Here is a 22,612-nt window from a genome sequence, read left to right as displayed (position 1 = left end):
GGGCGGGACGGATTTCGACACCGAGCGGCGGACATCCTGAATGTGGTGTGGATCACATGGTGTGGCTCAGAGGCGGACCGCCGCGCCGCTGACGTGGACGCGGGGGTCGCCCGCGCGCAGCTCGACCTCCAGCAGCGAGGGGCTGCCCATGTCGTGCCCCTGGTGGAGGGTGAGCCGGGCCGGTTCGGCGGCGAGTCCGAGTTCGCGGACGTACGCGCCGAAGGCGGCGGCCGCCGCACCGGTGGCCGCGTCCTCCACGACGCCGCCGACGGGGAACGGGTCGCGCACGTGGAAGACCGCCGGGGACTCGCGCTGGACGAGCTGGACGGTGGTGAGGTCCAGCCGCTCCATCAGGGTGCGCAGCCGGCCGAAGTCGTAGTCGAGGTCGGCGAGGCGGGCGCGCGTGGCGGCGGCGAGGACGAGGTGGTGCGCGCCGGCGAAGGCGATGCGCGGGGGCAGGGCGGGGTCCAGCTCGGCGGCGGACCAGCGCAGCGCGGCCAGCGCCTCGGCGACGTCGGCGTCCGCGGCCTTGCGGACGTGCGGCTCGACGCTGCTCAGCGTCGCCTTCAGCACCCCCTCCGCATCGGAGACGGCCACCGGGACCCGGCCGGGCCGGGTGTGCAGCGCGAAGACGCCGGCGCCGAGGCGCTCGGCGAGTGCGACGGCGGTCGCGACGGTGGCGTGGCCGCAGAAGGGGACCTCCGCGGCGGGGCTGAAGTAGCGCGCCCTGAACGACCGTCCGGCGCCCGCGTCGTCCGCCGGTCCGGGGGTGAGGAAGGCGGTCTCGGAGTAGCCCACCTCGGCCGCGATGGCGGCCATCCGTTCGTCGGTGAGGCCGGTGGCGTCGAGGACGACGCCGGCCCGGTTGCCGCCGGCGGGGTCGGTGGTGAAGGCGGTGTAACACAGCACGTCGGTCATGGTCATGGGGGGTGAACCCGCCGAGGCGCGGCTTGTGTTCCCGGCCCGCCGAACGGCTCCGGCGGTCCGTCCCGGCGTCGTCGGTTCGTGGGGACCGGCGGGCCCGGGTGGTGCCGCCGCCGGCGCTCGTGAGAGCGCAGGAGCGGGACATGACCGGGAGCGCAGGTCCGCGGTGTGCGCGCCCGCGCGGTCCCCGGGTGAGCACCGGTTCGTATCAATGACGTGTGCGCGTCACTTCCCTCTCACCTCGTCGCTTGAGACTCTTCCCACGTCGCACCCCCCGAACGGAGAGGTGACCCATGCCCGAGTTCCCCCTCAGCCGCCGCCGCGCCCTGGGCACCGCGGCAGCCGCCGCCCTCGCCCCGGCCGTCCTCGGCCTGTCCGAGGCACGGGCCGACGGCCCCGCACGCGAAGGCGGCGACGAGGACGAACTGCACGTCATGAGCTTCAACCTCCGCTACGCCTCCGCCACCCCGCCGAACTCCTGGCCCGAGCGCCGCCCCGTGATGCGGGCGCTGCTGCGCGACGAGGAACCGCACCTCGTCGGCACCCAGGAAGGGCTGTACCCGCAACTGCTCGACATCGCCACCGATCTCGGCCGTCACCACGCCTGGATCGGCGTCGGCCGGCAGGGCGGCAGCAAGGACGAGTTCATGGCGGTGTTCTACGACATCCGCCGGCTGGCCCCGGTCGCGTTCGACCACTACTGGCTCTCCGACGAGCCGTACCTCATCGGCTCCAACACCTGGGGCAACGCCGTGCTGCGCATGGTCACCTGGGTGCGCTTCCGCGACCTGGCCACGGGCGGCGAGTTCTACCACGTCAACACCCACCTCGACCACGTCAACCAGGAGGCGCGCGAGCGCTCCGCCGGCCTCATCACCAGCCGCTTCGCGGAGTTCGACGCCTCGCTGCCGCGGGTCGTCACCGGCGACTTCAACGTGCCGGCGCACGCCAACCCCGTCTACGACGCGATGCTCGCGGGCGGCGGTCTGGTGGACACCTGGGACACGGCGGAGCGGCGCAGCGACGCGTACGCGACGTTCCACGGATACCAGCCGCTGGTGCCCGACGGCGACCGGATCGACTGGATACTTGTCACGCCCGGCGTGCGGACGGGCTACGCGAAGATCAACACGTACGCACGCGGCGGCCAGTTCCCCAGCGACCACCTGCCGGTGCAGGCGTTCCTGCGGCTCTGACGGCCGGGGCGCCGGGTGGCCCCGGCGCCCGCCCGGCCTGCCCCCGCCGGGCCGGCCCGGGACGCGCCTAGAAGGGCTCGTCCCCGTCCCGGTCCGCCGCCCTGCCGCGCAGCCGTTCCAGCTCGCGCCGGTCCCGCTTCGTCGGCCGGCCCGTGCCGCGGTCGCGGCGGGCGACCGGGACGGCCAGCTCGCGCGGCGGCGGGGGCGGGCTGTGGTCGGCGTAGCACTCGACGGCCACGGGCGCCCCCACCCGCTTGCGCAGCAGCCGCTTGACCACGACGATCCGCTCCCGCCCGGCCAGCCGCACCCGCACCTCGTCGCCGATCCGCAGCGCCTGCGCCGGCTTCACCCGGTCGCCGTTGACACGCACGTGCCCCGCCTTGCAGGCGGTGGCCGCCGCGGAGCGGGTCTTGGTGAGCCGTACGGACCAGATCCAGCTGTCGACCCGTACGGTCCCGTCCTCTCCAGCCATGTCATCGACTCTACGGGCCCGCGCGGAGGAATAATCCCCTCGGACCGGACCTTGGGAGGAGATCATGAAGGCGATCGTGACGAACGAATACGGCGGACCCGAGAACCTGCGCCTCGACGAGGTGCCCAGGCCCAAGGTCGGTCCCGACCAGGTGCTGGTGCGGGTGAAGGCGGCCGGGGTCAACCCGGTGGACTGGAAGATCGCGAAGGGCTACCTCGACTCCATGATGTACGTCCGCTTCCCGCTCATCCCCGGCTGGGACGCGGCCGGTGTGGTGGAGGAGCTGGGCGCGGACACGCCGGAGTTCGCGGTGGGCGACGAGGTGCTGGGGTACGTGCGCCGGGACGAGGTCGGGCAGGGCACGTACGCGGAGTACGTCGCCGCGCCCGTACGCACCCTCGCCCGCAAGCCCGCCGACCTGGGCTGGCGGCAGGCGGCGGCGCTGCCGCTGGCCGGGCTCACGGCGCTGCGCTCGCTGGACCGGGTGCGCGTCGGGGACAGCGATACGGTCCTCGTCCACGGCGGCGCCGGCGGGGTCGGCGCGTTCGGCGTCCAGCTCGCGGCCCTCCGCGGAGCGCGCGTGATCGCCACCGCGAGCGAGCGCAACCACGACTTCCTGCGCTCCCTGGGCGCCGAGCCCGTGACGTACGGCGACGGCCTCGCCGACCGGGTGCGGGAGCTGGCGCCGGACGGGGTGGACGCGGCGGTGGACTTCGTCGGCGGCGGGGCGGTGCAGGTCTCGCACGAGCTGCTGAAGGACGCGGCGCGGTCGGCGTCGATCGCGGACGGCGAGGTGAAGAAGCTCGGCGGGCACGTCGTGTGGGTCCGCCCGGACGCCGAAGGGCTGGCCTACCTGGCGGAGCTGGCGTCGGCGGGCGACCTGGCGGTGCACGTGGACGCGCTGCCGCTGACCGATGCGGCGGAGGCGTTCCGCCGCAGCGAGTCGGGCCGCACACGGGGGAAGCTGGTGCTGGACGTGCCGTAGGCGCCGGGGCCGGCAGCCGTGCCCCGCGGGCGCCGGGTGGCCGCCCGGGCGTGCGGCCACCCACCGCGCGGCGGGTGGCCGCCGCGCGGTGCGTGGCAGGTGTTCCGTTCACCGCTCCCGGGCCACCCCGTCCCGCCGGCACGGGGTGGCCCCGGGGGCGGGACGTACCCCGAGGCCGCGCTACCGCAGCTCCGCCCGGTGCGTCGCGCCGCGGGAGCCCTCCACCCGTACCGTCACCCGGCCCCGGCGCCCCGGGGTCACCTCCACCGTCGAATCCGCGCTCGTCACCGCGCGGATCCGCAGCGGGAGTTCGAGGCTGATCTCCGTCGCCGCGTGCCCCGGGTCGCAGACCGCCAGGGAGACCGTGTCGCCGCGGCGTTGCAGCAGGACCGTGCCCGGGCCGTCGCTGCGGATGCCCGCCGCCGTGGCGGCCGTCCAGAAGTGCGCCGCGGTCAGGCCCAGACGGGGGACCTCCACCGCCTGCACCGCCGCGCCGTTCGCCGCCACCCGCGCCGGCCCGCGCGCCGCCCACGCCGCCGTCGCCGCGCGGCTCGCCGTCGGGAGCAGCGCGTACGCGTAGCGCGCCCCCGCGGGCGAGGTGCCGTGGTCCAGCCAGAGCGTCAGGTAGCGCCGGGTGTGCGGGGTGGTGGAACCGCCGGTGTCGGCACCGGTGTTGATGTCGCGCCACGCGCCCGTACGCTCCTCGCGCAGTGCCCGCAGGGCCGTCCCGCCGCCGGGGCCCGTGCCGGCGTCCAGGAAGACGTACCCGCCGGCCCCCTCCAGGTGTGCCCACCGCGCCCGTGCGAAGTCCCGCGCCCAGCCCGGCGCCGACGGCTGCCGCCGGCCGTCCACGGTGAACGCCGGTTCCCCGTCCCCGCGCAGCCTGCGGTTCTCGACCGTCGTCTCGATCACCCTGCCGTCGTCCGCGGTGATGTCCGCGCCCAGCGCGACCACCGCGTCGTCCAGGAAGAACCACGTCTTTCTCGCCCGCAGCGAACTCCCGTCCGCAGCCAGCTCGAACGCCGCCGCCCCGTAGCGCCCGTGCAGGTCCGCGGCGCCCGAGACGTCGTTGGCCGGGCGGAACTCCGTCCAGACCGACCCGAGGTCCGCGCGCGGGCGGGTGTCGACGGTGGTGCCGGGCAGCCGGTACGCGTTCACCGTGGGCCAGAAGGCGTCGCCGAACTGCCCCTGGTCGCCCGGGAGATAGAGGTAGCCCATGCCGTCGCCCGTGTACCAGCCGCGGGCGTTCTCGCCGTTGCCCGCCTCGTACGCGGCGACGCGCTTCGACGACAGCGACAGCGTGTACGACCAGCCGGGCCGCCGGTGCACGACGCGCTCCATGGCGGCGAAGGCGTGGTGGCCGGTGAGCGGCGGCGCGGCCGGCACCCCGGGGTCGGCGAGCACGGCCTTCGCGCGCTGGACGTCCGGGAGGCCGACGAGCGAGAGGTAGGGGTACGCCGTCTGCCGCCCGATCCAGCCCTTCGCCGCCGCGTGCCAGCGCGCGGCCTGCGCCGCGGGCGCGGCCTCCGCCAACTGCAGGATGAAGGAGACGGCGAGCGCGCCGTCCACGTGGTCCGGCGCGCGTTCGCGGGAGATCGCCCGGCCGCGTACCGCGTCCATCATCAGCCCGTCGGTGATCACCGGCGCGAAGGACCGCTCGACGGCGTCGAAGAGCACGGTCGTCGCCGGATCGGTGACCTCCCACGCCGAGCCGGCGAGCAGCGCCATCAACTGGCCCGCGGCGGCGAGGAGCACCGCGCCGTAGGTGCCGGTGTAGGCGACGGAGCCGTGCTGGACGAAGGAGCCGTCGCGGTAGAAGCCGTCGCCGGAGGTCACGTACTGGAAGAGGCTGTTGCGCCCGCCGTCGCGCACGTCGGACAGGCCGTCGCGGGCCAGCGTGGTCTTCTCGGGGCTGCGGCCCAGCAGCCCGCGCAGCGCGACGATGACGCACTTGTCGGCGCGGTTGGCGCCGGTCTCGGAGAGATCCGGGGAGCCGGTGCGGCGGTCGGGGTCGGGGACGAAGCGGTCGACGGTGGCGAGGTACGCGGCGAGGTCGGCGACCGGCAGCGCGGCGCGCAGCAGGACGCAGCAGTCGAGCAGGGCGCGCGGGGCGCCGATCTCCCAGAACCACCAGTTGCCGGTCTGGGTCCGGCCCGGGTGGTAGGCGGTCGCGTGCAGGAAGCGCAGCGCGTCGAGAAGCGCGGCGGCGACGTCGGCGCGGCCGGTGAGGGAGGTGCCGGGCGCGGCCCAGGCGGTGGCGAGGGTGCGCAGCCGCGGGTAGCACTGGCCGAAGTTGCCGGCGTCGGCGACGGGGACGAGGTCGGGCCAGAGCGCGGTGCGCCCCGCCGACCGGTCCAGGGTGTCCCACCAGCGGCGGGCCTCGGCGTCGAGGCGGGCGAGCGCGGCGGCGAAGTCGGGGTCCGCGGGATCGTAGCCGTCGCCGGCGAGCATGCGGGCGGCGCGCTCCAGCAGGGCTTCCTCGTCGGCGGGCGCGGCGGCGGCCGGCCGGCCGGGGGCCGCGGCGCCGGGGGCCGTGGCGTATGCGGCGGTGGCGGTCGCCGGGACCAGGAGCGTCCCGGCGCTCGCGGCGAGAAGGGTGCGGCGGGTGGGCGACAGCGGGTGGACCGGGCGCATCGGGCTCCCTCGGTTCGTACGAAAGGGTCCGTACTCACCTGCATGAAAGCGCTTGCTGCCCGACGGGGCAACCCCCGCCGCGGGAACGGGGGTCGCCTCGCCCGGTACGCCTCAGTGGGACGTGAGGTCCGCCGTCGCCTCCGGCGGCTGCCGGTCCTTCGCCGCCGCGGCGTCCGCGCCCTCCTCGGGGTCCGACCCCAGCGAGTCGATCAGCGCGTCCTGCTCCGCCCCGCCCTCGGGCCGCAGCAGCCCGATGCCCACGTACAGCACCAGCGAGGTGACCAGCGGCAGGCCCACGAGCGCCGCCTGGCTCGTGTCGTCCAGTCCCCAGTGCAGCACCGACCACAGCCCCAGGCCGCCGGCCCACGACACGATCGCCGCCGTCGGCCCGCAGCGCCGGAACCACGGCAGCATGCCCAGCATCAGCGGGATCGAGATCGGCCCCATCGTCGCCGCCACCAGGTCCACGACCACGTCGAGCACGAAGCCCTCACCCCCGGTCGCGATGGCGATGACCATGCTGACCGACACGAACGTCACCGTCGTCACCCGGGCGAACGTCAACTGCGCCCGGTCGGTGAACTGCCGTACCCGCGGCACCAGCACGGGCGCCATGTCCCGGGTGATGACCGCCGAGATGACGTTGGAGTCCGAGGCGACCATCGCCATCGTGTGGCAGAAGAACCCGGCCAGCACCAGGCCCGTCAGCCCGGCCGGCATCAGCTCCTTGGACAGCTCGATGTACGACTCCTCGCTGTTCTCCAGACCCGGCACGATCAGCGGCGCCGCGAACATCGGCAGGAAGAGGACGAACGGCCACACCAGCCACAGCCCGCTGGACAGCAGCGCCGAGCGCTTGGCGGCGGAGCCGTTCGGCGCGGCCATGTAGCGCTGCGCCAGGTTCCACATGCCGCCGTTGTACTCGAAGGTCTTCACCAGCAGGAACGCCAGCAACAGCGTCGTCGTCACCGGCCCGGTGACCGGGTCGTGGTGGCGGGCCGGCAGGTCGTCCCACATCGTCCACAGCGCGTCGAGGCCGCCCAGCTCCGCCAGCACGGCCACGAACATCACCACGCCGGCCAGCAGTTGGATGAGGAACTGGCTGAAGTCGGTGAGCACGTCGGCCCAGAGCCCGCCGACCGCCATGTACGTCATGGTGGCCACGCCGGTGAAGAGGATGCCCCACTCCAGCGGCACGTCGGCGAAGCCCTGCAGGAGCACCGAGATCGCCACCCACTTGGCCGCGATGTCGACGACCTTCAGCAGCGCGCCGCTGTACGCCAGCACCTGCTGCGTCGGCAGGTTGTACCGCTTGGCCAGGTACTCCAGCGGCGAGGCCACGTCGTGCTTGGCGCGCAGCCGCGCCCAGCGGGGCGCGAAGAGGAAGGCGCCGACGCCGATGCCGAGGCCGATCGTCAGCGCCCACCACACGTACACGGTCAGCCCGTGGTCGTAGGCGACGGCGGCGAACGCGACGAACATCACCGCGCTGTAGCCGGACATGTGGTGCGAGATGCCGGACAGCCACCACGGTATGCGGCCGCCGGTGGTGAAGAAGTCCTTCACGGTATGGATGCGGTTCTTCGACCACCAGCCGATGCCTACCATCACGCAGAAATAAGCACCGACCATGATCCAGTCAGCGAGGGACATCGTGGCTCCTGCCTGTGTCTTCAACGATGGGTGGGGGGTGCGCGTGCAGCGTGCGTCGTGCTCACCAACGGGCCCGCGCGGGGACGAAGCCGGGCCTGAAGCGGCGCATGTACGCCGTGTCGTCGCGGCGCCGGATGCCGCACTTCCGGTACTGCTCGTGCAGCACGGCCAGCGCGTCGCGGTCGAGTTCGACGCCGAGGCCGGGCCCCGGCGGCAGGGGTACGGCGCCGCCGGAGAAGGTGAGGGCCCCGGGAGCGACCACGTCCTGGCCGTCCTGCACCGTCAGCCAGGGGGTGTGGGTGTCGCAGGAGTGGTCGAGGTTGGGGGTGGCGGCGGCCAGGTGCGTCATCGCGGCGAGGCTGATGCCGAGGTGCGAGTTGGAGTGCATGGACAGGCCGATGCCGAACGTCTCGCAGAGCGCGGCGACCTGGGCGGACTTCAGCAGCCCGCCCCAGTAGTGGTGGTCCAGCAGCAGCACCCCGATGGCGCGGCGGGCGATCGCCGGCGGCAGGTGGGTGTGGGTGACCACGGCCATGTTCGTGGCCAGCGGCATCGGCACCTTCGCCGCGACCTCCGCCATGCCGTCGATGCCGGGCGCCGGGTCCTCCAGGTACTCCACCGCTCCGGCCAGCTCGGCGCCGACGCGCACGGAGGTCTCCTGCGTCCAGGCGGCGTTGGGATCGATGCGCAGCGGCAGCCCGGGGAACTCCGCGGCGAGGGCGTGTACGGCCGCGATCTCCTCGTCGGGCGGGAAGACCCCGCCCTTGAGCTTCAGCGAGCCAAAGCCGTACTCGCCGGTCAGCAGCCGCGCCTGGGCGACGATGCCGTCCGGGTCGAGCGCGGCGCCGAACCGGTCGTCCGGCTCACCGGGGTGGCCGGCCCACTTGTAGAAGAGGTACGCGCTGTACGGCACGGCGTCGCGCACCGGACCGCCGAGCAGGTCCGCGACACGGCGGCCGGTGGCCTTGCCGACGATGTCGAGGCAGGCGACCTCGAACGGGGAGAAGACGGAGTCGACGGTCTTGCCGTTGCTGCCGGCGCCGGTCAGGCCGTGCTGGTCGGTGAAGACGTCGGCGCCGACACTGGCGGCGACGCGGGCGTACAGGTCGTGGTGGTGGCCGGCGTCGGCGCCGGTCAGCGCACGGCCGGCGGCGCGCAGCCGGTCCAGGTGGGAGGCGTCGCCGTAGCTCTCGCCGAGGCCGGTGAGGCCGTCGTCGGTGACGACCTCGACGACGCTGCGCAGGGCCCATGGCTCGTGGACGCCGGAGGCGTTGAGCAGCGGCGCGTCGCGGAAGGCGACCGGGGTGACGGTGATCTCGCGTATCCGCATCATCGCTCCCCGGCGATCTTCAGGCCGGCGGAGACGATCAGCTCCAGCTCGGCGAGGTGCTCGGGAGGGGGGTCGACCAGCGGCGGCCGTACGCCGCCGGCGTCCAGGCCGCGCAGCCGGGCGCCGGCCTTGACCAGCGACACGGCGTAGCCGGGGACCTCGTTGCGCAGGTGGACCAGGGGGATGTAGAAGCCGCTCAGCAGCCGGTGTACCCGCTCGTCGTCGCCCGCGGCCAAGGCGCGGTGGAAGGCGAGGGCGACTTCGGGGACGAAGCAGAAGGCGGCGGAGGAGTACAGCCGGGCGCCCACGGCGGCGTAGGCGGCGGCCGAGACCTCGGCGGTGGGCAGGCCGTTGAAGAAGGTGAACTCCTTGTCCCCGCGGTCGAGGGCGGCGTTGACGGCGGGGATGACGCGCTGCATCAGCTCGATGTCGCCGAGCCCGTCCTTGAAGCCGGTGACCGTGGGGATCCGCGCCAGCTCCGCCGCGCCCGCGGGGGTGAAGCGGGCGTTGTCGCGCTGGTAGACCACCACCGGCAGGGCGGTCGCGGCGGCGACCTCGCGCACGTACCCGATGAGCCCCGCCTCCGGCGCGGTCACCAGGTACGGCGGCATCAGCAGCACCCCGTCGGCGCCGGCCTCGGCGGCGGCCCGGACGCATGCGACGGCGTGCGGCAGCGGGCCGCCCGCGCCCACGAACACCGGCACCCGGCCGGCCGCGGCGTCCACGGCGGTACGGACCACGCGCCGGTGCTCGGCGCCGTCGAGCGCGTGGAACTCGCCGGTGCCGCAGGCGGCGAACACCGCGCCCGCGCCCCGCGTGACGCCGTCGGCGACGTGCCGGGCGAGCACGTCCTCGTGCACCCCGCCGGCGGCATCGAAGGGAGTGAGGGGGAAGAACAGGAGGCCGTCGAGCTGCACCGATACCTCGATTCATCTATCTGAACGAAAGATATGAATCTGAATTGGTGCCGGAAACGTAGAGGTGGGTGCGGCGGCCGTCAAGGGGGTGTGCGCGAGTTCCGGCCGCGGCGGCGGGGGTGCTCCTCGCGGAACGCGCGCCTCAGTGGGGCCAGATAGGCGGGTCGGTGCAGAACGGGCCGCCCAGGTTCGCCTGGTCCGGCGCGTCCATGTCGTCGGGGCCCAGCTCGGCGAGGAGCTTGTCCGCGTACACCTCGGAGTCGTCCTCGGGCTCGTAGCCGAGCGCGCGCGCCGTGCCGAGGTCCCACCACGCACGGGTGTTGGCGGAGCTGCCGTAGACGACGGTGTGGCCCACGTCCGGGGCGGTCAGTGCGGCGTGGAACAGGCGGGCGCCGTCGGCGGGGCTGAGCCAGAGGGAGAGCATGCGCACGCTGGCCGGCTCGGGGAAGCACGAGCCGATGCGGACGGAAACGGTCTCGATGCCGTGCTTGTCCCAGTAGAGCTGCGCCAGGTCCTCGCCGAAGCACTTGGACAGACCGTAGAAGGTGTCGGGGCGGTGCGCGGCGTCGGTGCCGATCAGTTCGGCGGCCGGTACGCGGCCGGCGTGCCGGGGGCGGGGGTGGAAGCCGACGGCGTGGTTGCTGGAGGCGAAGACGACGCGGGGCACGCCCTCCTCGCGTACGGCCTCGTAGAGGTGGTACGTGCCCTCGACGTTGGCCCGCAGCACCTTCTCGAACGTCGACTCCAGCGAGATCCCGGCGAGGTGCAGCACCGCGTCGGCGCCGCGGACCGCCTCCCGCAGGGTGTCGCGGTCGGCGAGATCGGCGAGGTCGGCGGTGAAGACGCGCTCGTGGCCCGGCGTGACGGCGACGCGGTCCAGCAGGCGCAGCTCGTGGCCGTGGGCGGGGAGCAGGTCGCGCATCAGGGTGCCGACGCCGCCGGCGGCGCCGGTGAGCAGGACGGTGCGCGGGGTGCGGTGGGCTGACATCGTGGCTCCTCGGGGCGTTGCGTGGGGCGGACTGGCGTCCGGGAGGCGGTCTTGACGGTGTGTCGGGGCGGCCCTAGCGTGCCGTTCACCAATATGGACGCCGGGCAGAAATGTGTACACCCTGATGATGGCACCTCGTGCTTCGGTCTTTCTGTATCCCTGGGACGTCGTCGGCGACCCCGCCGCGGCCGGCCGGGTCGCGGAGTTGGGCGTACGGCAGGTGACACTCGCCGCGGCCTACCACTCCACCCGCGCCGTGACCCCGCGCCACCCGCGCCACCGCATCGTCACCGCCCGGCACTCCGCCGTGCTCTATCCGCCGGACGTGCGCAGGTGGGCCGGCCGGACGCTGCACCCGTACACCCAGGACTGGGTGGACGCCGCCGACCCGTTCGGTGCCGCGGCCGAGGCGCTGGCCGGGGCGGGGCTGGAGGTGCACAGCTGGGTGGTCCTCGCGCACAACTCCCGCCTGGGCACGGAGCATCCGGAGACGTCCGTGGTCAACGCCTACGGCGACCGCTACCCGTGGGCGCCGTGCATCGGCCGGCCCGAGGTGCGCGACTACCTGGTCCGGCTCGCGGCGGAGGCGGCGACCCGGCCGGGCGCGCGGGGGTGCGAGCTGGAGTCGTGCGGGTGGTACGGGCTGGCGCACCTGCACGCGCACGACAAGATTGCCGGGGTGGCGCTGGACGCGGCGGGGCAGTTGCTGATGTCGCTCTGCTTCTGCGACCGCTGCCGCGACGGCTACGCGGCCTACGGCGCGGAGCCGGACGACCTGCGGGCGGCGGTCACCGCGGCGCTGCGGCCGTACTGGGACGGCGCCGCCGCCGCACCGCCGGCCGCGGCCGAGGCGGTGGAGGCGGCGGGCACCTGGGCCCGGATCACGGGTCTGCTGGGCGACGGACGGGCGGCGGCGGTGCTGGGCTGGCGCCGCGCGGCGGCGGCCCGGCTGCAGCGCGAGGCGGTCGCGGCGGTACGGGACCAGGCCCCGGACTCCGCGTTCCGCGTCCTGCTGCACGCCACCCCGGAGCCGTACGCCTGCGGTGCGAACGCGGGAGTGGACCCGGCGGAGGTACTGACGTTCGCGGACGGGCTGGTCCTCCCCTGCACCGGCGGCCCCGCCGCCCGCACCGCCGTCCTGGAACCCTGCGCCCCCCACCGCCGCCCGCACACCACGCTGGCGGCGAACCTCACCGTGGTCTCGGGCATGGGCGGCACCCCGGCGACGCTGGCGCAGGACGCCGCCCACGCGGCCGGGCTGGGCGCGGACGAACTGCGGCTGTACCACGCGGGACTGGCATCGGGGGAGGACCTGGCGCGGGTCGCGGAGGCCCTGGGGGCCTGACGGACGGGCCTCCCGCCGTCGGGCGGCGAGGCGCATCGCGAGTCGGCGCGGGACGCCGTCGGCGCCGTGCGCGGGGACGGTCCCACGGCTTCGCACGCGGCGCTTCGGTGCCGGTGGCAGCGTCGCCTCCGTCCCGGCCGGCGGTGCCGGACCGGCCGTGCGCGGCGCGGTGCGCGCCGCGCGGGGCCCGGCGGCACGCGGCGACTCGGCCGGCCGTCCGGCCAGCGACCTGCCGGTCCCCTGCCCGTCGCCCCGCCCCGCGGGCGGGGCGCGACCGTCAGCCCGCGTCGTCCTCGGCTCCGTCACGCACCCCCGAGGGGGCCACGTGCACCTTCGGGCCCGGGCTCGCGCCCGCCGGGCGGGTGCCGGACAGGGTGGCCGCCACCCCGTCCAGGCCGATGGTCGCCGCGATCAGCGGGCGCGGGTCCACCGACCCCTCCGCGTACGCCCCGATCGTCTCGGCCAGGCCCGGGGAAGCGCTCAGGATGCCGACCGCGACGGCGTCCTTCAGTGCCAGCGCGCGGGTGTCCAGCAGGCTCGGGGTGCCCGCGAGGCCGATGAAGACCACCCGGCCGCCCGGCTCCACCCACTCCACCGCCCGCGCCGGGAGCGACTCCGCGTTGGAGGCGTCGATCACGGCGTCGAACGGGAGCCGCGGCAGGGTCTCCGTCGTCCAGCAGCGGTCGAAGCCCAGGGACGCGGCGAACTCCGGCGTCGCCGGTTCCCGGCCCAGCAGGTGGACCTCGGCGCCCGCCCGGCGGGCGAACATCGCGGCCAGCAGGCCGATCGTGCCCGGCCCCGTGACCAGCACCCGGTCACCCGGCGAGAGCCGCGCCGCGCGGACCGCGCGCAGCGCGTTGCCGCCCGGTTCGACCAGGGCGCCCAGCGCGTCGCCGACCGTGTCCGGCAGGGCGTGCAACGACCACGCCGGAACGGCCAGTTGTGCCGCCAGCGCGCCCGCGCGGCCGCGGATGCCCACCTCCTGGCGGTCCTCGCACAGGTGCTGCCGCCCGCGCCGGCAGCGGTCGCAGGCGCGGCAGCCCAGCATCGTGTCGCCCGTCACCCGGCGCCCCACCCAGCCGCGGTCCACGCCCGGGCCGACCGCCGCGACCCGGCCCGACCACTCGTGCCCGGGACGTACGGGGAAACGCGCGCGGCCGTCACGGAGATACTGCAACTCGCCCGCGTACAGCTCCACATCCGTCCCGCACACCCCCACGCGCGCGACGTCCACCACCGCCTCGCCCGGCTCCGCCACCGGCGGCTCGACGTCCACCACCGCGGCCCGCCCCGGGCCGTGCAGCACGAACGCCTTCAAAGCCGGCCCTCAGTGCGACTCACGGCTCACCTCCGGGCCCGACCCGCCGACGAGGAAGTCCAGGTCGGCCCCGGTGTCCGCCTGTTGTACGTGGTCCACGTACAGCCGTTCCCACCCGCGCCGCGGTGCCGCGTACCCCGCGACCGTCGCCGCGTTGGGCGTACGGGCCGACAGCTCCGCCTCCGGCACCTCCAGCGTGAGGGAGCGCCCTTCGACGTCGAGGCTGATCCAGTCACCGTTGCGGACGAGCGCCAGCGGCCCGTCGGCCGCCGCCTCCGGCGCGACGTGCAGCACCACCGTGCCGTACGCGGTGCCGCTCATCCGGCCGTCGCAGATCCGCACCATGTCGCGGACGCCCTGCTCCAGCAGCTTGCGCGGCAGCGGCATGTTGGAGACCTCCGGCATGCCGGGGTAGCCGCGCGGGCCGCAGCCGCGCAGGACGAGCACCGAGTCGGCGTCGACGTCCAGGTCCGGGGCGTCGATGCGTGCGTGGAAGTCCTCGATGCTGTCGAAGACGACCGCCCGCCCGCGGTGCCGCAGCAGCTCCGGTGAGGCGGCGGCGGGTTTGATGAGGGCACCGGACGGGGCGAGGTTGCCGCGGAGCACGGCGATACCGGCGGCGGGCTGCAGCGGCGCGTCGCGGGTACGGATGACCTCGGGGTCCCAGATGCGCGCGTCGTCCAGGTGGTCCACGAGCGGGCGGCCGGTGATCGTGAGGGCCGCCGGGTCGAGGAGGTCGCGCACCTCCTTGAGGACGGCCGCCAGGCCACCCGCGCGGTACAGGTCGTCCATCAGGAACCGCCCGGCCGGCAGCAGGTCGACCAGGAGCGGCACGTCCGCGCCGACGCGGTCGAAGTCGTCGAGCGTGAGCTCCACGCCCAGGCGCCCGGCGAGGGCGAGGAGGTGCACGACGGCGTTGGTGGAGCCGCCGGTGGCGGCGAGCGCGACGATCGCGTTGCGGAACGACGCGGCGGTGACGACCTGCGACGGGGTACGCCCCTCTTGTACCAGCTCGACCGACAGCCTGCCCGACTCGTGCGCCGCCTCCAGCAGCCGGCTGTCGGGCGCCGGCGTGCCGGCCAGGCCCGGGAGGACCATGCCCAGCGCCTCGGCGAGCACGGCCATCGTCGAGGCGGTGCCCATGGTGTTGCAGTGCCCGCGGCTGCGGATCATGGACGACTCGGAGCGGGTGAAGTCCCGCTCGGACATCTCGCCCGCGCGTACCTCCTCGCTCAGCCGCCACACGTCCGTGCCGCAGCCCAGCGGCTTGCCGCGGAAGGTGCCGGTGAGCATCGGCCCGCCGGGGACGACGAGCGCGGGCAGGTCCACCGAGGAGGCGGCCATGAGCAGTGCGGGGATCGTCTTGTCGCAGCCGCCGAGGAGCACCAGGCCGTCGACCGGATTGGCGCGGAACATCTCCTCCGCCGCCATCGCCGCCATGTTGCGCCAGAGCATCGCGGTGGGGCGCACCTGCGTCTCGCCGAGCGAGACCACCGGCAGCTCCAGCGGGATGCCGCCGGCCTCGTGCACGCCGTCGCGCACGGAGCGGGCGACCTCGGTGAGGTGGGAGTTGCAGGGGGTCAGGTCGGAGGCGGTGTTGGCGATCGCGATGTGGGGGCGGCCGGAGAACGCGTCGTGCGGCAGGCCGCGGCGCATCCACGCGCGATGCATGTACGCGTTCCGGTCCGTACCCCCGTACCACTGGGCACTTCGCAGCTCGGCAGCCATAAACCGTCCTTCGTGTCGCAGGGGGCGAACATCCGCACACTAAACGGTTGATGCCATGCTGCCTACCCGTCGTCGTCCCGCCCGGCGGCGGACATGACCGCGGACCCGGCGGAGACGCGGCTGTTCTCCGCCCCCGTACGCACGTTTCGCAACCCCCGGCCGGCAGGAGTGCTCAGCGCGGGGCCTCCCCGCATCCACGGAGGTCACGGGGGCCGGTCCCCACGGGCCCTTGGCTCCCCGGTCCGCGGGCAGAGCCCGCCACGTGATCCCGCTGTCGACTCAGATGTACTGCGCGACCCGCCGCTCGGCGGCGTCCAGGTACTGGCTCAGCGCCTCGCGGGAGCGGTGGAGCGTGGCGATGTGCGCGTCGAGCCCGTCCAGCCGGTCGCGGAACTTGTCGATCAGCTCGGGGCAGGGCTCGAAGTCGGGTCCGGTGCCGGTGGCGCAGGGCAGGAGCCAGGCGATGTCCGGGGTCGAGAGGCCGGCGTCGAGCAGCCGGCGGATCTGGGTGACCGTGAGCACGGCGTCGTCCGTGTACTCGCGGTAGCCGTTGCCGAGGCGCTGGGGTTTCAGCAGGCCCTGGGCCTCGTAGTAGCGCAACTGATGGGCGTTGACCCCGGTACGCCGGCTCAGTTCGCCGATCCGCATGTGCGCTCCTCCTTGACCTTCATACCGGTGTGAACGTTGACCATTCTTCCATGACGACCGACAAGCACCCCGAAAACGCCCCCGCGCCCGTCGCCGTACTCGGCCTCGGCCTGATGGGCCACGCCCTCGCCGCCGCCCTGCTGCGCGCCGGGCACCCCACCACCGTCTGGAACCGCACCGCCGCCAAGGCCGACGACCTCGTCGCCGAGGGCGCCGTACGCGCCGGCACCCCCGCCGCTGCCGTCGCCGCCGCCCCGCTCGTGATCGCGTGCGTCACCGACTACGACGCGCTGCACGCCTTCCTCGACCCCGTCGAGGAGTCCGCCCTGCGCGGCCGGACCCTGGTCAACCTCACCAGCGGCACCTCCGTGCAGGCCCGCGACACCGCGGCGTGGGCCGCCGAGCGCGGTCTCGCGTACCTCGACGGCGCCATCATGGCCACCCCGCAGGCCATCGGCACCGCGGAGGTCGCCATCGCCGTCAGCGGTCCGCGCGCGGAGTTCGACCGCCACACCCCCGCGCTGCGCAGCCTCGCGGGCGACACCCCCTACCTCGGCGCGGACCAGGGACTGACGGCGCTGCACGAGATGGCGATGGTCGGTCTGATGTGGAGCTTCCTCAACGGCTGGCTGCACGGCGCCGCGCTGGTCGGCACGGCGGGGGTGTCCGCGGCGGAGTTCACCGCCGTCGCGTCGAAGGCCGTCCCGGCGGTCGCCGGGTGGCTCCCGGGCTACGCGAAGCAGATCGACACCGGGACCTTCCCGCCGGACGACGCCACCCTGGACACCCACCGGGTCTCGATGGCACACCTCGTTCAGGAGAGCGAATCCCTCGGCGTGAACGCGGAGTTCCCGGCGCTGATCAAGAGCCTGGCCGACCGGGCCGCGGCGGCGGGACACGGCGAGGAGGGATATCCGGTGATGATCGAGGAGTTCCGCCGTCCGGCGGCGAAGCCGGAGTGACACCGCCGCCGGAATACCACCGACAGACCAGGACTTGGCTACGGATATGACCACGACCCCGTTCGACCCCCGCGCGTTGCTCGCGGAGAGCCGCCTCGGCGTGCTCGCCACGATCAAGAAGGACGGCCGCCCGCAGCTCTCGCCCGTCACCCCCTCCTACGACCCGGACGCGGGCGTCCTCTACGTCTCGATGACCGAGGGCCGCGCGAAGACCGCGAACCTGCGCCGCGACCCCCGCGCCACGCTGCAGGTCACCGCATCCGACGGCCGCTCCTGGGCCACCGCCGAGGGGACCGCGACCCTCACCGGCCCCGGCACTGATCCCCGGGGACCGGAGGTCGAGGCGCTGGTGGACTACTACCGTGCCGCGGCGGGGGAGCACCCCGACTGGGACGAGTACCGCGCGGTGATGGTCTCCGACCGCCGGGTGCTGATGACCATGACCGTCGACCACGTCTACGGCCAGCGGATCGGCTGACGACGGCACGCACGCCGGGGTGACGGGCGGGGTGACGGGCTCCCGCCCGTCACCCCGCCTGCCTGCGCGGGCGTCATCCCGGAAACGCTGGTCAACCCCGTACCGGCGCGGACGACTCGCCCGACGGGCCGCTGACACCGGAGGCGGGACCGCCCTGACACGGCTGGCCGGGCGCGGGAGCGGGGAGGGGGTGCCGAAGGTGCGAGACGGGTGGCGATGCAAGCTGTAGGCGGAACGCCTTCCCTGTACCCGGGCCGGGACGGGGGCTCAGATGTGGTCGCTCGTGAACCACCCGCCGCCCGGCGGCCCTCTTCGCGCCCGGCGGCGGGGAGATCAGCGGGCCCGGCCCGCGCGGCGGGCCCCGGAACGCCGAAGCGGTCCGGGGAGGGGAGTCCCCGGACCGCGACGGCATGTCGGACAGTGTGCGGACGTCCGAGTAAAGAGATCGCGGGGCGATCTCACGCACCACCGCCCCGGCGCGGCCGCCAGTCGAGCGCGGGCGCATGGTTGAGGATCTCGTTCTCCAAGTGCTGCAGCGCGGGCCGGGGATCTATCCCCAGCTCCTCCGCCAGCCTGCGCTGGTTGGTGCGCAGCACCGCAAGGGCGTCGGCCTGCCGGCCCGCCCGGTACAGCGCCAGGCTCAGCAGCTCGCAGCCGTATTCACGCAGCGGATGCGCCTGCGTGAACGCCTCCAGCTCGGCCACCGCCATCTCGTGGGCGCCCACCGCCAGCAGCGCGGCGCACCGTCCCTCGATGACCGAGAGCCGCAGCTCCTCCAGCCGGGCGACTTCGGGCCGTACGTAGGTGGTGTCGGCCACCTCCGCGTAGGCCTGACCGCGCCACAGCATGAGACCGGCTTCTAATTCACGCAGCGCCTCCTGGGGCTTGCCCCGGTCCAGGGCCTCCCAGCCGGCGCCCGCGCGTTCGCTGAACCGGTGCACGTCGACCTCGACGACGTTGTTGTCCAGCAGGTAGCCGCGACCGTAGGTGCGGAGCACGGTCGCGGAGGTGCGCGGGGCGCGGTGAGGTTCGAGGACACGGCGCAGGTTGGCCACGTACGCCTGGAGTGACGTGATCGCCGAGGGAGGCGGGTTGCCGTTCCACAGCTCCTCGACGATGACGTCGACCGCCACCGGTTGGCCCACCTTGCTGACCAGCAGCGCGAGCAGGGCACGCTGCTTGGGGGCGCCCAGGTCCAGCAGGCGGCCGCCGACGACGGCCTCGATGGGACCGAGTGCCCTGAACTCTGCCATGGGCCGGGGAGGGGCAGAGGTCACGGACGGCTGTGCGGTGCTCCAGCGGATCGGGCGCGACGGGGCCGGCGGCGCGGTCGGCGGCGCCTCCGGCCGTGCCGGCCCGCTGAGGGCTCCGACGACGAGGGGGGACGGAGTGGCTTCGAGTTCTCGATCGAGTTCCTTGGCGAAGTACACCTTCAATATCTCGTTGGCGCGGCGGAGTTCCTGAACCTCGCGCTCCAGCTCCGCGATGCGCCGCGCATCGCCGGTGCCGGTGCCCATCCGCTGCCCGCCCTCGGTGTGGGACTGGCAGCTTCCACCCGATCCAGCGCCGATAACCATCGTGTCGACGTTGGTTCTGTCGTTCGTCATCTCTGAACTCCCAACATCTCACCGCCTTTTCCGGGGCGCCTGACCAGGGCCGGGTGTCGGTCTGGTCAGGCTGCCGGCCGTACAGCCAAGCAGGATCCGGTCACCGTACGTTCCGTGCGGTGTACGCGAGTGTTGCTGCGTGGCGCTCTGGGGATCACTCCCGCACCGCGGCATGACAGCGGCCCGCCGCTGGGGCAGCGCCATGGGTGTGCGCTGCTGTGCCAGGGGGCGGGCTGCGGAGACGACGTGCGCCGCGTCAGGGAGCGTAGGCGCCGCAAGGATTTGCTGCTGAAAAGCAGCAATCTCAACTGGAGTTTCGTCACATTCGACTTTTGCCGGATTCGACGGCCAGTGGTTCTCGGTCTGGCCGCGTGGCCAGTGGCCGGGTTCCGGACCCGCGTCGATCAGTAGCATTTCTACTGCCCCCGTGTTTGTTGTCCAGTCCCCCGAGACTGGCCGTGGGTCAGCGTAGCCGTGAACGCTAATCCCGTCAAGGCCCGGCAATGCGGGCCCCGGTTTACGCGGCCGATACACAACGCAATGGATCTCCGGCTGCCGGACACCGAGAGCAACGATCGATCTGGGGGCTTCGACGTATTTCTCCACGGCTATTCGATCTCAACATCGCAATGGGGGGTTGTCAACACCGTTCCGGTGGTGGGGGTGCCCCCTTGATCCCGCACCCGCCTGTTCCCGCACGTCGAAGGTCTGATCGATTACCCCGACGGGAGGGAGGGGCAAGGTCCTGCCATCCTTCACGAGATAGCAGGAACTTGCTAGAGGAGGTATTGCCGGGACGTTTTTGCAAGATCGGCCAGGGGGTCCCGCCGGCCCCTGTGGCCAGGGCGGATCCCCAGGTGGGCAGGGCTGTGGAGGACGGCGGATTCCGGAGTTCTCAATTCCGTTTCCGGTCTGCCCGGGGTCCCGGGCGTAGACGCGGTGTCAGCACCGCCCCGGGCTCCGCCGTGCGTGTAGCAGAGCGTGACGGCGTCCCGGGCGGGAGCGGGGGGCGGTAAGTCCGGCAAAGGCGCCGATGAAATTTCAAACTGGCCCGCGGTAATCGAACGGATATCGCTCGGAGACTGATCATCGGGCTGTCCGGATGCGGACCCTCACCTTTCCCGCTCCGGTCCGGATGATTATCGTGGATAATCACCATGATGCTCTCCGCGGGGTCACCGAAGTCGCGGAGCGGCCCGGTGCGGCGCGCTTCGCCGGACGTTCTCCTGCCGTTATCCTCTTTCAGGATGCGGCGAATTCAATCTTCCGCACCGGCATGGCGGGGCCGAAGATTATTTGCAATGAGAGTGAAAGTGGAATCGGTCCGAAAGGTGTGGGGAGTCGCGGCTCGGGGGAGACCGTGAGGTGGGCCGTGGCCGACAGGCCACCGGCGCGGGCCGAACAGGGGAGGGGCCGCGTACCGGAGGCGGGTCGGGGGCCGTGCCGCGAGAGGGTGTGGTTCGTCTATTTTGTCCCTTCCTGGGTCGAAGGAAGCAAGAGGCCTCACATACATGACAGTTGGCGGCCTCGAAATGTGACAGACGATCATGAAAATTTTTCCGGAGGGGTCCTGACCGGCGCGATGTCCGTGGACGGCGGGGTGGGAGCGCTCCCGGACCGTGATCGCCGGGTGAGCGCCCGCTCGCCGGGTTTGCGGTGGCCAAGTCATATGCCGGATGCGCGCCGGCGCCCCTGAACGGCGGCGGGGCCCCGCCAGGGCGGCGGCCTCGTGCGCACGCGGCCCGGGGGCTCACAGCGGTGCTGCGGCGCCGTCACGGACTGCGCGGCCGCAGCCGCGGCTTCCCCGTCACGTGGCCTCCAGCGGCTTCCTGTGGGCATGGAGGACGGCGGGGGGCCCGGTGCGGGCCGGCCGCGCCGGCCCCGCACGGAACGGACGAAGGGCAGACCGCGGCGGTACGCGGGCTGCCCTGCCGGTCCGTCGTGCTCCCGGACCGGTCGCTTCGTCGAACGGTGGTGGCGGTCTACGCCGGACGGTCCCCGTAGAACCGCTCCCGCTGCCGGAGGTCCTTGAGCGCGGTGTCGAAGTCGGCCCGCTGGAGATCGGGGAAGAGGACGGGCGAGAAGTGCAGTTCGGCGTGCGGGGACATCAGCGGGAAGAAGGACGACATGCGGACCGCACCGCCGGTGCGGAGGAAGTAGTCGACCTGCTGCGGGACGTAGGCGTTCTCGGCCAGGATTTTCCCGGTCAGCTCCGGGACCTTGCCGTTGAGGCGGTGGAAGAGCTGGATGATCTCCTCGGCGGGGGACATGCCCAGGACGTAGTGCAGCGTGAAGCCCGGCTCCTTCGCCGACTCGTCCCGCAGCTCCTCCAGCCTGGTGAGGTACTCCTTGGGCACCAGGTCGAGCGCTCCGGAGAAATCGAACGCACACGTGTGGCGGGTGCGCCGCGCCGCGTCGTCGAACGCGGCCAGAAGCGACATCACGCCGGCCCCGGGGCGTCCGAGGTCCGCGGCCGAGGAGGTCGCGACGTACAGGGTGGTGATCCCGTCGTCCTTCGCCCAGTCCGTGAACTCGACGAGCTTGTCCGCCATCGCCTTGTGGCCGTCATCGAGAGGGACACCCCTCACCACGGACCAGCGGCGCATTCCGTCCGGCACTAACATCAGGTTGGTCACAGTCATCTCCTTTGGTTCTGTGACCGGGCAATTCCGGGATTCCTGCGCACTGTTGATCGCCATACGGCCAGTGATCCCCCGCTCCGCGTGGTCCCGGGTGGAGCCGGACGGTGACGCAGAGTGGTCATCCGCGGGCGCCGCCGCCCGGGGCCGGCACGGTCGCCGGTCCCCGGGCGCGGGGCCTGGGCCCTGCCTAGCGGTGGGCGAGACCGGCGGCCTGCGGGACGCGGTCGGCGGCGTTGGTGGCCACCGCGAGCACGCCCGCAAGCCAGGGCGCGTAGTTGTCCGGGTGGGCCGCCAGGTCCGCACGCAACTCCTCCGGCGACACCCAGCGGACGTCCGCCACCTCGGCCGGGTCCGGGTCCAGCGGCACGTCCACCGGTACCAGACCGACCACGACATGGTCGTACTCGTGCTCGATCCGGCCGGTCTGCGGGTCCTCCGCCCGGTAGAGGTACACGCCGGCCTCCTGCAGCGCCACCCCGCGCAGCCCGATCTCCTCGACCAGCCGCTCCGCGGCTTCGTTGTACAGGTCCTTCCCGGGCCCGGGGTGGCCGCAGCAGGCGTTGGCCCAGCGCAGCGCGAACCGCGTCTTCACGGCGGCCCGCTGCTGCAGCATGACGCGGCCCTGCTCGTCCAGCAGCATCACCGAGTACGCCCGGTGCAGCCGGCCGGGCGCGGTGTGCGCCTCGGCGACCATGAGGGAGCCGAGGGCGGTGCCGCCCGCGTCGACGAGCTCCACCAACTGCGATTCCCGACTAGCCATGACGGTCTCCTACCTTGTGAGATGA

18 protein-coding genes are annotated in these 22,612 nt (G+C 73.5%); 5 read left to right on the top strand and 13 right to left on the bottom strand.

What is annotated here, in order from left to right:
• Nucleotides 1-66: 66 nt before the first annotated feature.
• Nucleotides 67-918, bottom strand: coding sequence for a PhzF family phenazine biosynthesis isomerase (locus I003_RS0118740; RefSeq protein WP_037721156.1), 852 nt, complete (start codon nucleotides 916-918; stop codon nucleotides 67-69).
• 299 nt (nucleotides 919-1,217) lie between these two features.
• Between I003_RS0118740 and I003_RS0118735 the strand changes: the two genes are divergently transcribed.
• Complete coding sequence (locus I003_RS0118735) at nucleotides 1,218-2,120, top strand: endonuclease/exonuclease/phosphatase family protein (protein ID WP_027772906.1); 903 nt, start codon at nucleotides 1,218-1,220, stop codon at nucleotides 2,118-2,120.
• Between the two features lie 67 nt (nucleotides 2,121-2,187).
• Here I003_RS0118735 and I003_RS0118730 read toward each other — a convergent pair whose 3' ends face one another.
• Nucleotides 2,188-2,592: an RNA-binding S4 domain-containing protein gene (locus tag I003_RS0118730; RefSeq protein WP_027772905.1), complete on the bottom strand. Its 405-nt coding sequence runs from the start codon at nucleotides 2,590-2,592 to the stop codon at nucleotides 2,188-2,190.
• A 64-nt stretch (nucleotides 2,593-2,656) separates the two neighbouring features.
• Between I003_RS0118730 and I003_RS0118725 the strand changes: the two genes are divergently transcribed.
• Entirely contained in the window at nucleotides 2,657-3,577 is a 921-nt protein-coding gene (locus tag I003_RS0118725) for an NADP-dependent oxidoreductase (RefSeq protein ID WP_027772904.1), read from the top strand.
• Between the two features lie 180 nt (nucleotides 3,578-3,757).
• On the opposite strand, the gene I003_RS0118720 is transcribed toward I003_RS0118725, so the two are convergent.
• The 5 genes from I003_RS0118720 to I003_RS0118700 all read right to left on the bottom strand — a co-directional run bounded on the left by I003_RS0118720 (nucleotide 3,758) and on the right by I003_RS0118700 (nucleotide 11,099).
• Entirely contained in the window at nucleotides 3,758-6,211 is a 2,454-nt protein-coding gene (locus I003_RS0118720) for a polysaccharide lyase 8 family protein (protein ID WP_027772903.1), read from the bottom strand.
• A gap of 111 nt (nucleotides 6,212-6,322) precedes the next feature.
• Entirely contained in the window at nucleotides 6,323-7,864 is a 1,542-nt protein-coding gene (locus I003_RS0118715) for a sodium:solute symporter family protein (RefSeq protein WP_027772902.1), read from the bottom strand.
• A gap of 61 nt (nucleotides 7,865-7,925) precedes the next feature.
• Complete coding sequence (locus tag I003_RS0118710) at nucleotides 7,926-9,194, bottom strand: enolase C-terminal domain-like protein (RefSeq protein WP_027772901.1); 1,269 nt, start codon at nucleotides 9,192-9,194, stop codon at nucleotides 7,926-7,928.
• Entirely contained in the window at nucleotides 9,194-10,111 is a 918-nt protein-coding gene (locus I003_RS0118705) for a 5-dehydro-4-deoxyglucarate dehydratase (RefSeq protein ID WP_027772900.1), read from the bottom strand. The genes I003_RS0118710 and I003_RS0118705 overlap by 1 nt, the downstream gene beginning before the upstream one ends.
• A 142-nt stretch (nucleotides 10,112-10,253) precedes the next feature.
• Nucleotides 10,254-11,099: an NAD-dependent epimerase/dehydratase family protein gene (locus I003_RS0118700; protein WP_027772899.1), complete on the bottom strand. Its 846-nt coding sequence runs from the start codon at nucleotides 11,097-11,099 to the stop codon at nucleotides 10,254-10,256.
• Between the two features lie 124 nt (nucleotides 11,100-11,223).
• On the opposite strand from I003_RS0118700, the gene I003_RS0118695 reads away from it, so the two are divergent.
• Entirely contained in the window at nucleotides 11,224-12,444 is a 1,221-nt protein-coding gene (locus tag I003_RS0118695; RefSeq protein ID WP_037721155.1) for a hypothetical protein, read from the top strand.
• A gap of 277 nt (nucleotides 12,445-12,721) precedes the next feature.
• On the opposite strand, the gene I003_RS0118690 is transcribed toward I003_RS0118695, so the two are convergent.
• From I003_RS0118690 to I003_RS0118680, 3 genes are all read right to left on the bottom strand, one after another.
• Nucleotides 12,722-13,762, bottom strand: a complete 1,041-nt coding sequence (locus tag I003_RS0118690; RefSeq protein ID WP_027772897.1) for an alcohol dehydrogenase catalytic domain-containing protein — start codon at nucleotides 13,760-13,762, stop codon at nucleotides 12,722-12,724.
• A 9-nt stretch (nucleotides 13,763-13,771) separates the two neighbouring features.
• Nucleotides 13,772-15,490, bottom strand: coding sequence for an IlvD/Edd family dehydratase (locus I003_RS0118685; protein ID WP_027772896.1), 1,719 nt, complete (start codon nucleotides 15,488-15,490; stop codon nucleotides 13,772-13,774).
• Nucleotides 15,491-15,769: 279 nt separating this feature from the next.
• The gene (locus I003_RS0118680; RefSeq protein ID WP_027772895.1) at nucleotides 15,770-16,138 is read right to left on the bottom strand and encodes a MerR family transcriptional regulator; all 369 of its coding nucleotides are present in this window, start codon (nucleotides 16,136-16,138) and stop codon (nucleotides 15,770-15,772) included.
• Between the two features lie 50 nt (nucleotides 16,139-16,188).
• Between I003_RS0118680 and I003_RS0118675 the strand changes: the two genes are divergently transcribed.
• Complete coding sequence (locus I003_RS0118675) at nucleotides 16,189-17,100, top strand: imine reductase family protein (RefSeq protein WP_027772894.1); 912 nt, start codon at nucleotides 16,189-16,191, stop codon at nucleotides 17,098-17,100.
• Between the two features lie 46 nt (nucleotides 17,101-17,146).
• The gene (locus tag I003_RS0118670; protein ID WP_027772893.1) at nucleotides 17,147-17,578 is read left to right on the top strand and encodes a PPOX class F420-dependent oxidoreductase; all 432 of its coding nucleotides are present in this window, start codon (nucleotides 17,147-17,149) and stop codon (nucleotides 17,576-17,578) included.
• 458 nt (nucleotides 17,579-18,036) lie between these two features.
• Here the strand turns inward: I003_RS0118670 and I003_RS0118665 are convergent, their stop codons facing one another.
• The 3 genes from I003_RS0118665 to idi form a co-directional block, all read right to left on the bottom strand.
• Complete coding sequence (locus I003_RS0118665) at nucleotides 18,037-19,095, bottom strand: AfsR/SARP family transcriptional regulator (RefSeq protein WP_027772892.1); 1,059 nt, start codon at nucleotides 19,093-19,095, stop codon at nucleotides 18,037-18,039.
• Nucleotides 19,096-21,167: 2,072 nt separating this feature from the next.
• A complete protein-coding gene (locus tag I003_RS0118660) occupies nucleotides 21,168-21,827 on the bottom strand; it encodes an undecaprenyl diphosphate synthase family protein (RefSeq protein WP_486584286.1) in 660 nt (219 codons plus the stop codon).
• Nucleotides 21,828-22,014: 187 nt separating this feature from the next.
• Nucleotides 22,015-22,587: an isopentenyl-diphosphate Delta-isomerase gene (gene idi / locus I003_RS0118655; protein WP_037721140.1), complete on the bottom strand. Its 573-nt coding sequence runs from the start codon at nucleotides 22,585-22,587 to the stop codon at nucleotides 22,015-22,017.
• Nucleotides 22,588-22,612: the final 25 nt, after the last annotated feature.

This window comes from Streptomyces sp. CNQ329 (assembly GCF_000482585.1).
This window is presented reverse-complemented; position numbering and strand designations above follow the sequence as displayed.

What these genes read in the sequence shown, in the direction of transcription:
- I003_RS0118720 (WP_027772903.1), bottom strand. Translation starts at nt 6,211, where the DNA reads ATGCGCCCGGTCCACCCGCTGTCGCCCACCCGCCGCACCCTTCTCGCC.
- I003_RS0118675 (WP_027772894.1), top strand. Translation starts at nt 16,189, where the DNA reads ATGACGACCGACAAGCACCCCGAAAACGCCCCCGCGCCCGTCGCCGTA.
- I003_RS0118695 (WP_037721155.1), top strand. Translation starts at nt 11,224, where the DNA reads ATGATGGCACCTCGTGCTTCGGTCTTTCTGTATCCCTGGGACGTCGTC.
- I003_RS0118670 (WP_027772893.1), top strand. Translation starts at nt 17,147, where the DNA reads ATGACCACGACCCCGTTCGACCCCCGCGCGTTGCTCGCGGAGAGCCGC.
- I003_RS0118710 (WP_027772901.1), bottom strand. Translation starts at nt 9,194, where the DNA reads ATGCGGATACGCGAGATCACCGTCACCCCGGTCGCCTTCCGCGACGCG.
- I003_RS0118715 (WP_027772902.1), bottom strand. Translation starts at nt 7,864, where the DNA reads ATGTCCCTCGCTGACTGGATCATGGTCGGTGCTTATTTCTGCGTGATG.
- I003_RS0118685 (WP_027772896.1), bottom strand. Translation starts at nt 15,490, where the DNA reads ATGGCTGCCGAGCTGCGAAGTGCCCAGTGGTACGGGGGTACGGACCGG.
- idi (WP_037721140.1), bottom strand. Translation starts at nt 22,587, where the DNA reads ATGGCTAGTCGGGAATCGCAGTTGGTGGAGCTCGTCGACGCGGGCGGC.
- I003_RS0118730 (WP_027772905.1), bottom strand. Translation starts at nt 2,592, where the DNA reads ATGGCTGGAGAGGACGGGACCGTACGGGTCGACAGCTGGATCTGGTCC.
- I003_RS0118665 (WP_027772892.1), bottom strand. Translation starts at nt 19,095, where the DNA reads ATGGGCACCGGCACCGGCGATGCGCGGCGCATCGCGGAGCTGGAGCGC.
- I003_RS0118740 (WP_037721156.1), bottom strand. Translation starts at nt 918, where the DNA reads ATGACCGACGTGCTGTGTTACACCGCCTTCACCACCGACCCCGCCGGC.
- I003_RS0118725 (WP_027772904.1), top strand. Translation starts at nt 2,657, where the DNA reads ATGAAGGCGATCGTGACGAACGAATACGGCGGACCCGAGAACCTGCGC.
- I003_RS0118735 (WP_027772906.1), top strand. Translation starts at nt 1,218, where the DNA reads ATGCCCGAGTTCCCCCTCAGCCGCCGCCGCGCCCTGGGCACCGCGGCA.
- I003_RS0118680 (WP_027772895.1), bottom strand. Translation starts at nt 16,138, where the DNA reads ATGCGGATCGGCGAACTGAGCCGGCGTACCGGGGTCAACGCCCATCAG.
- I003_RS0118700 (WP_027772899.1), bottom strand. Translation starts at nt 11,099, where the DNA reads ATGTCAGCCCACCGCACCCCGCGCACCGTCCTGCTCACCGGCGCCGCC.
- I003_RS0118660 (WP_486584286.1), bottom strand. Translation starts at nt 21,827, where the DNA reads ATGACTGTGACCAACCTGATGTTAGTGCCGGACGGAATGCGCCGCTGG.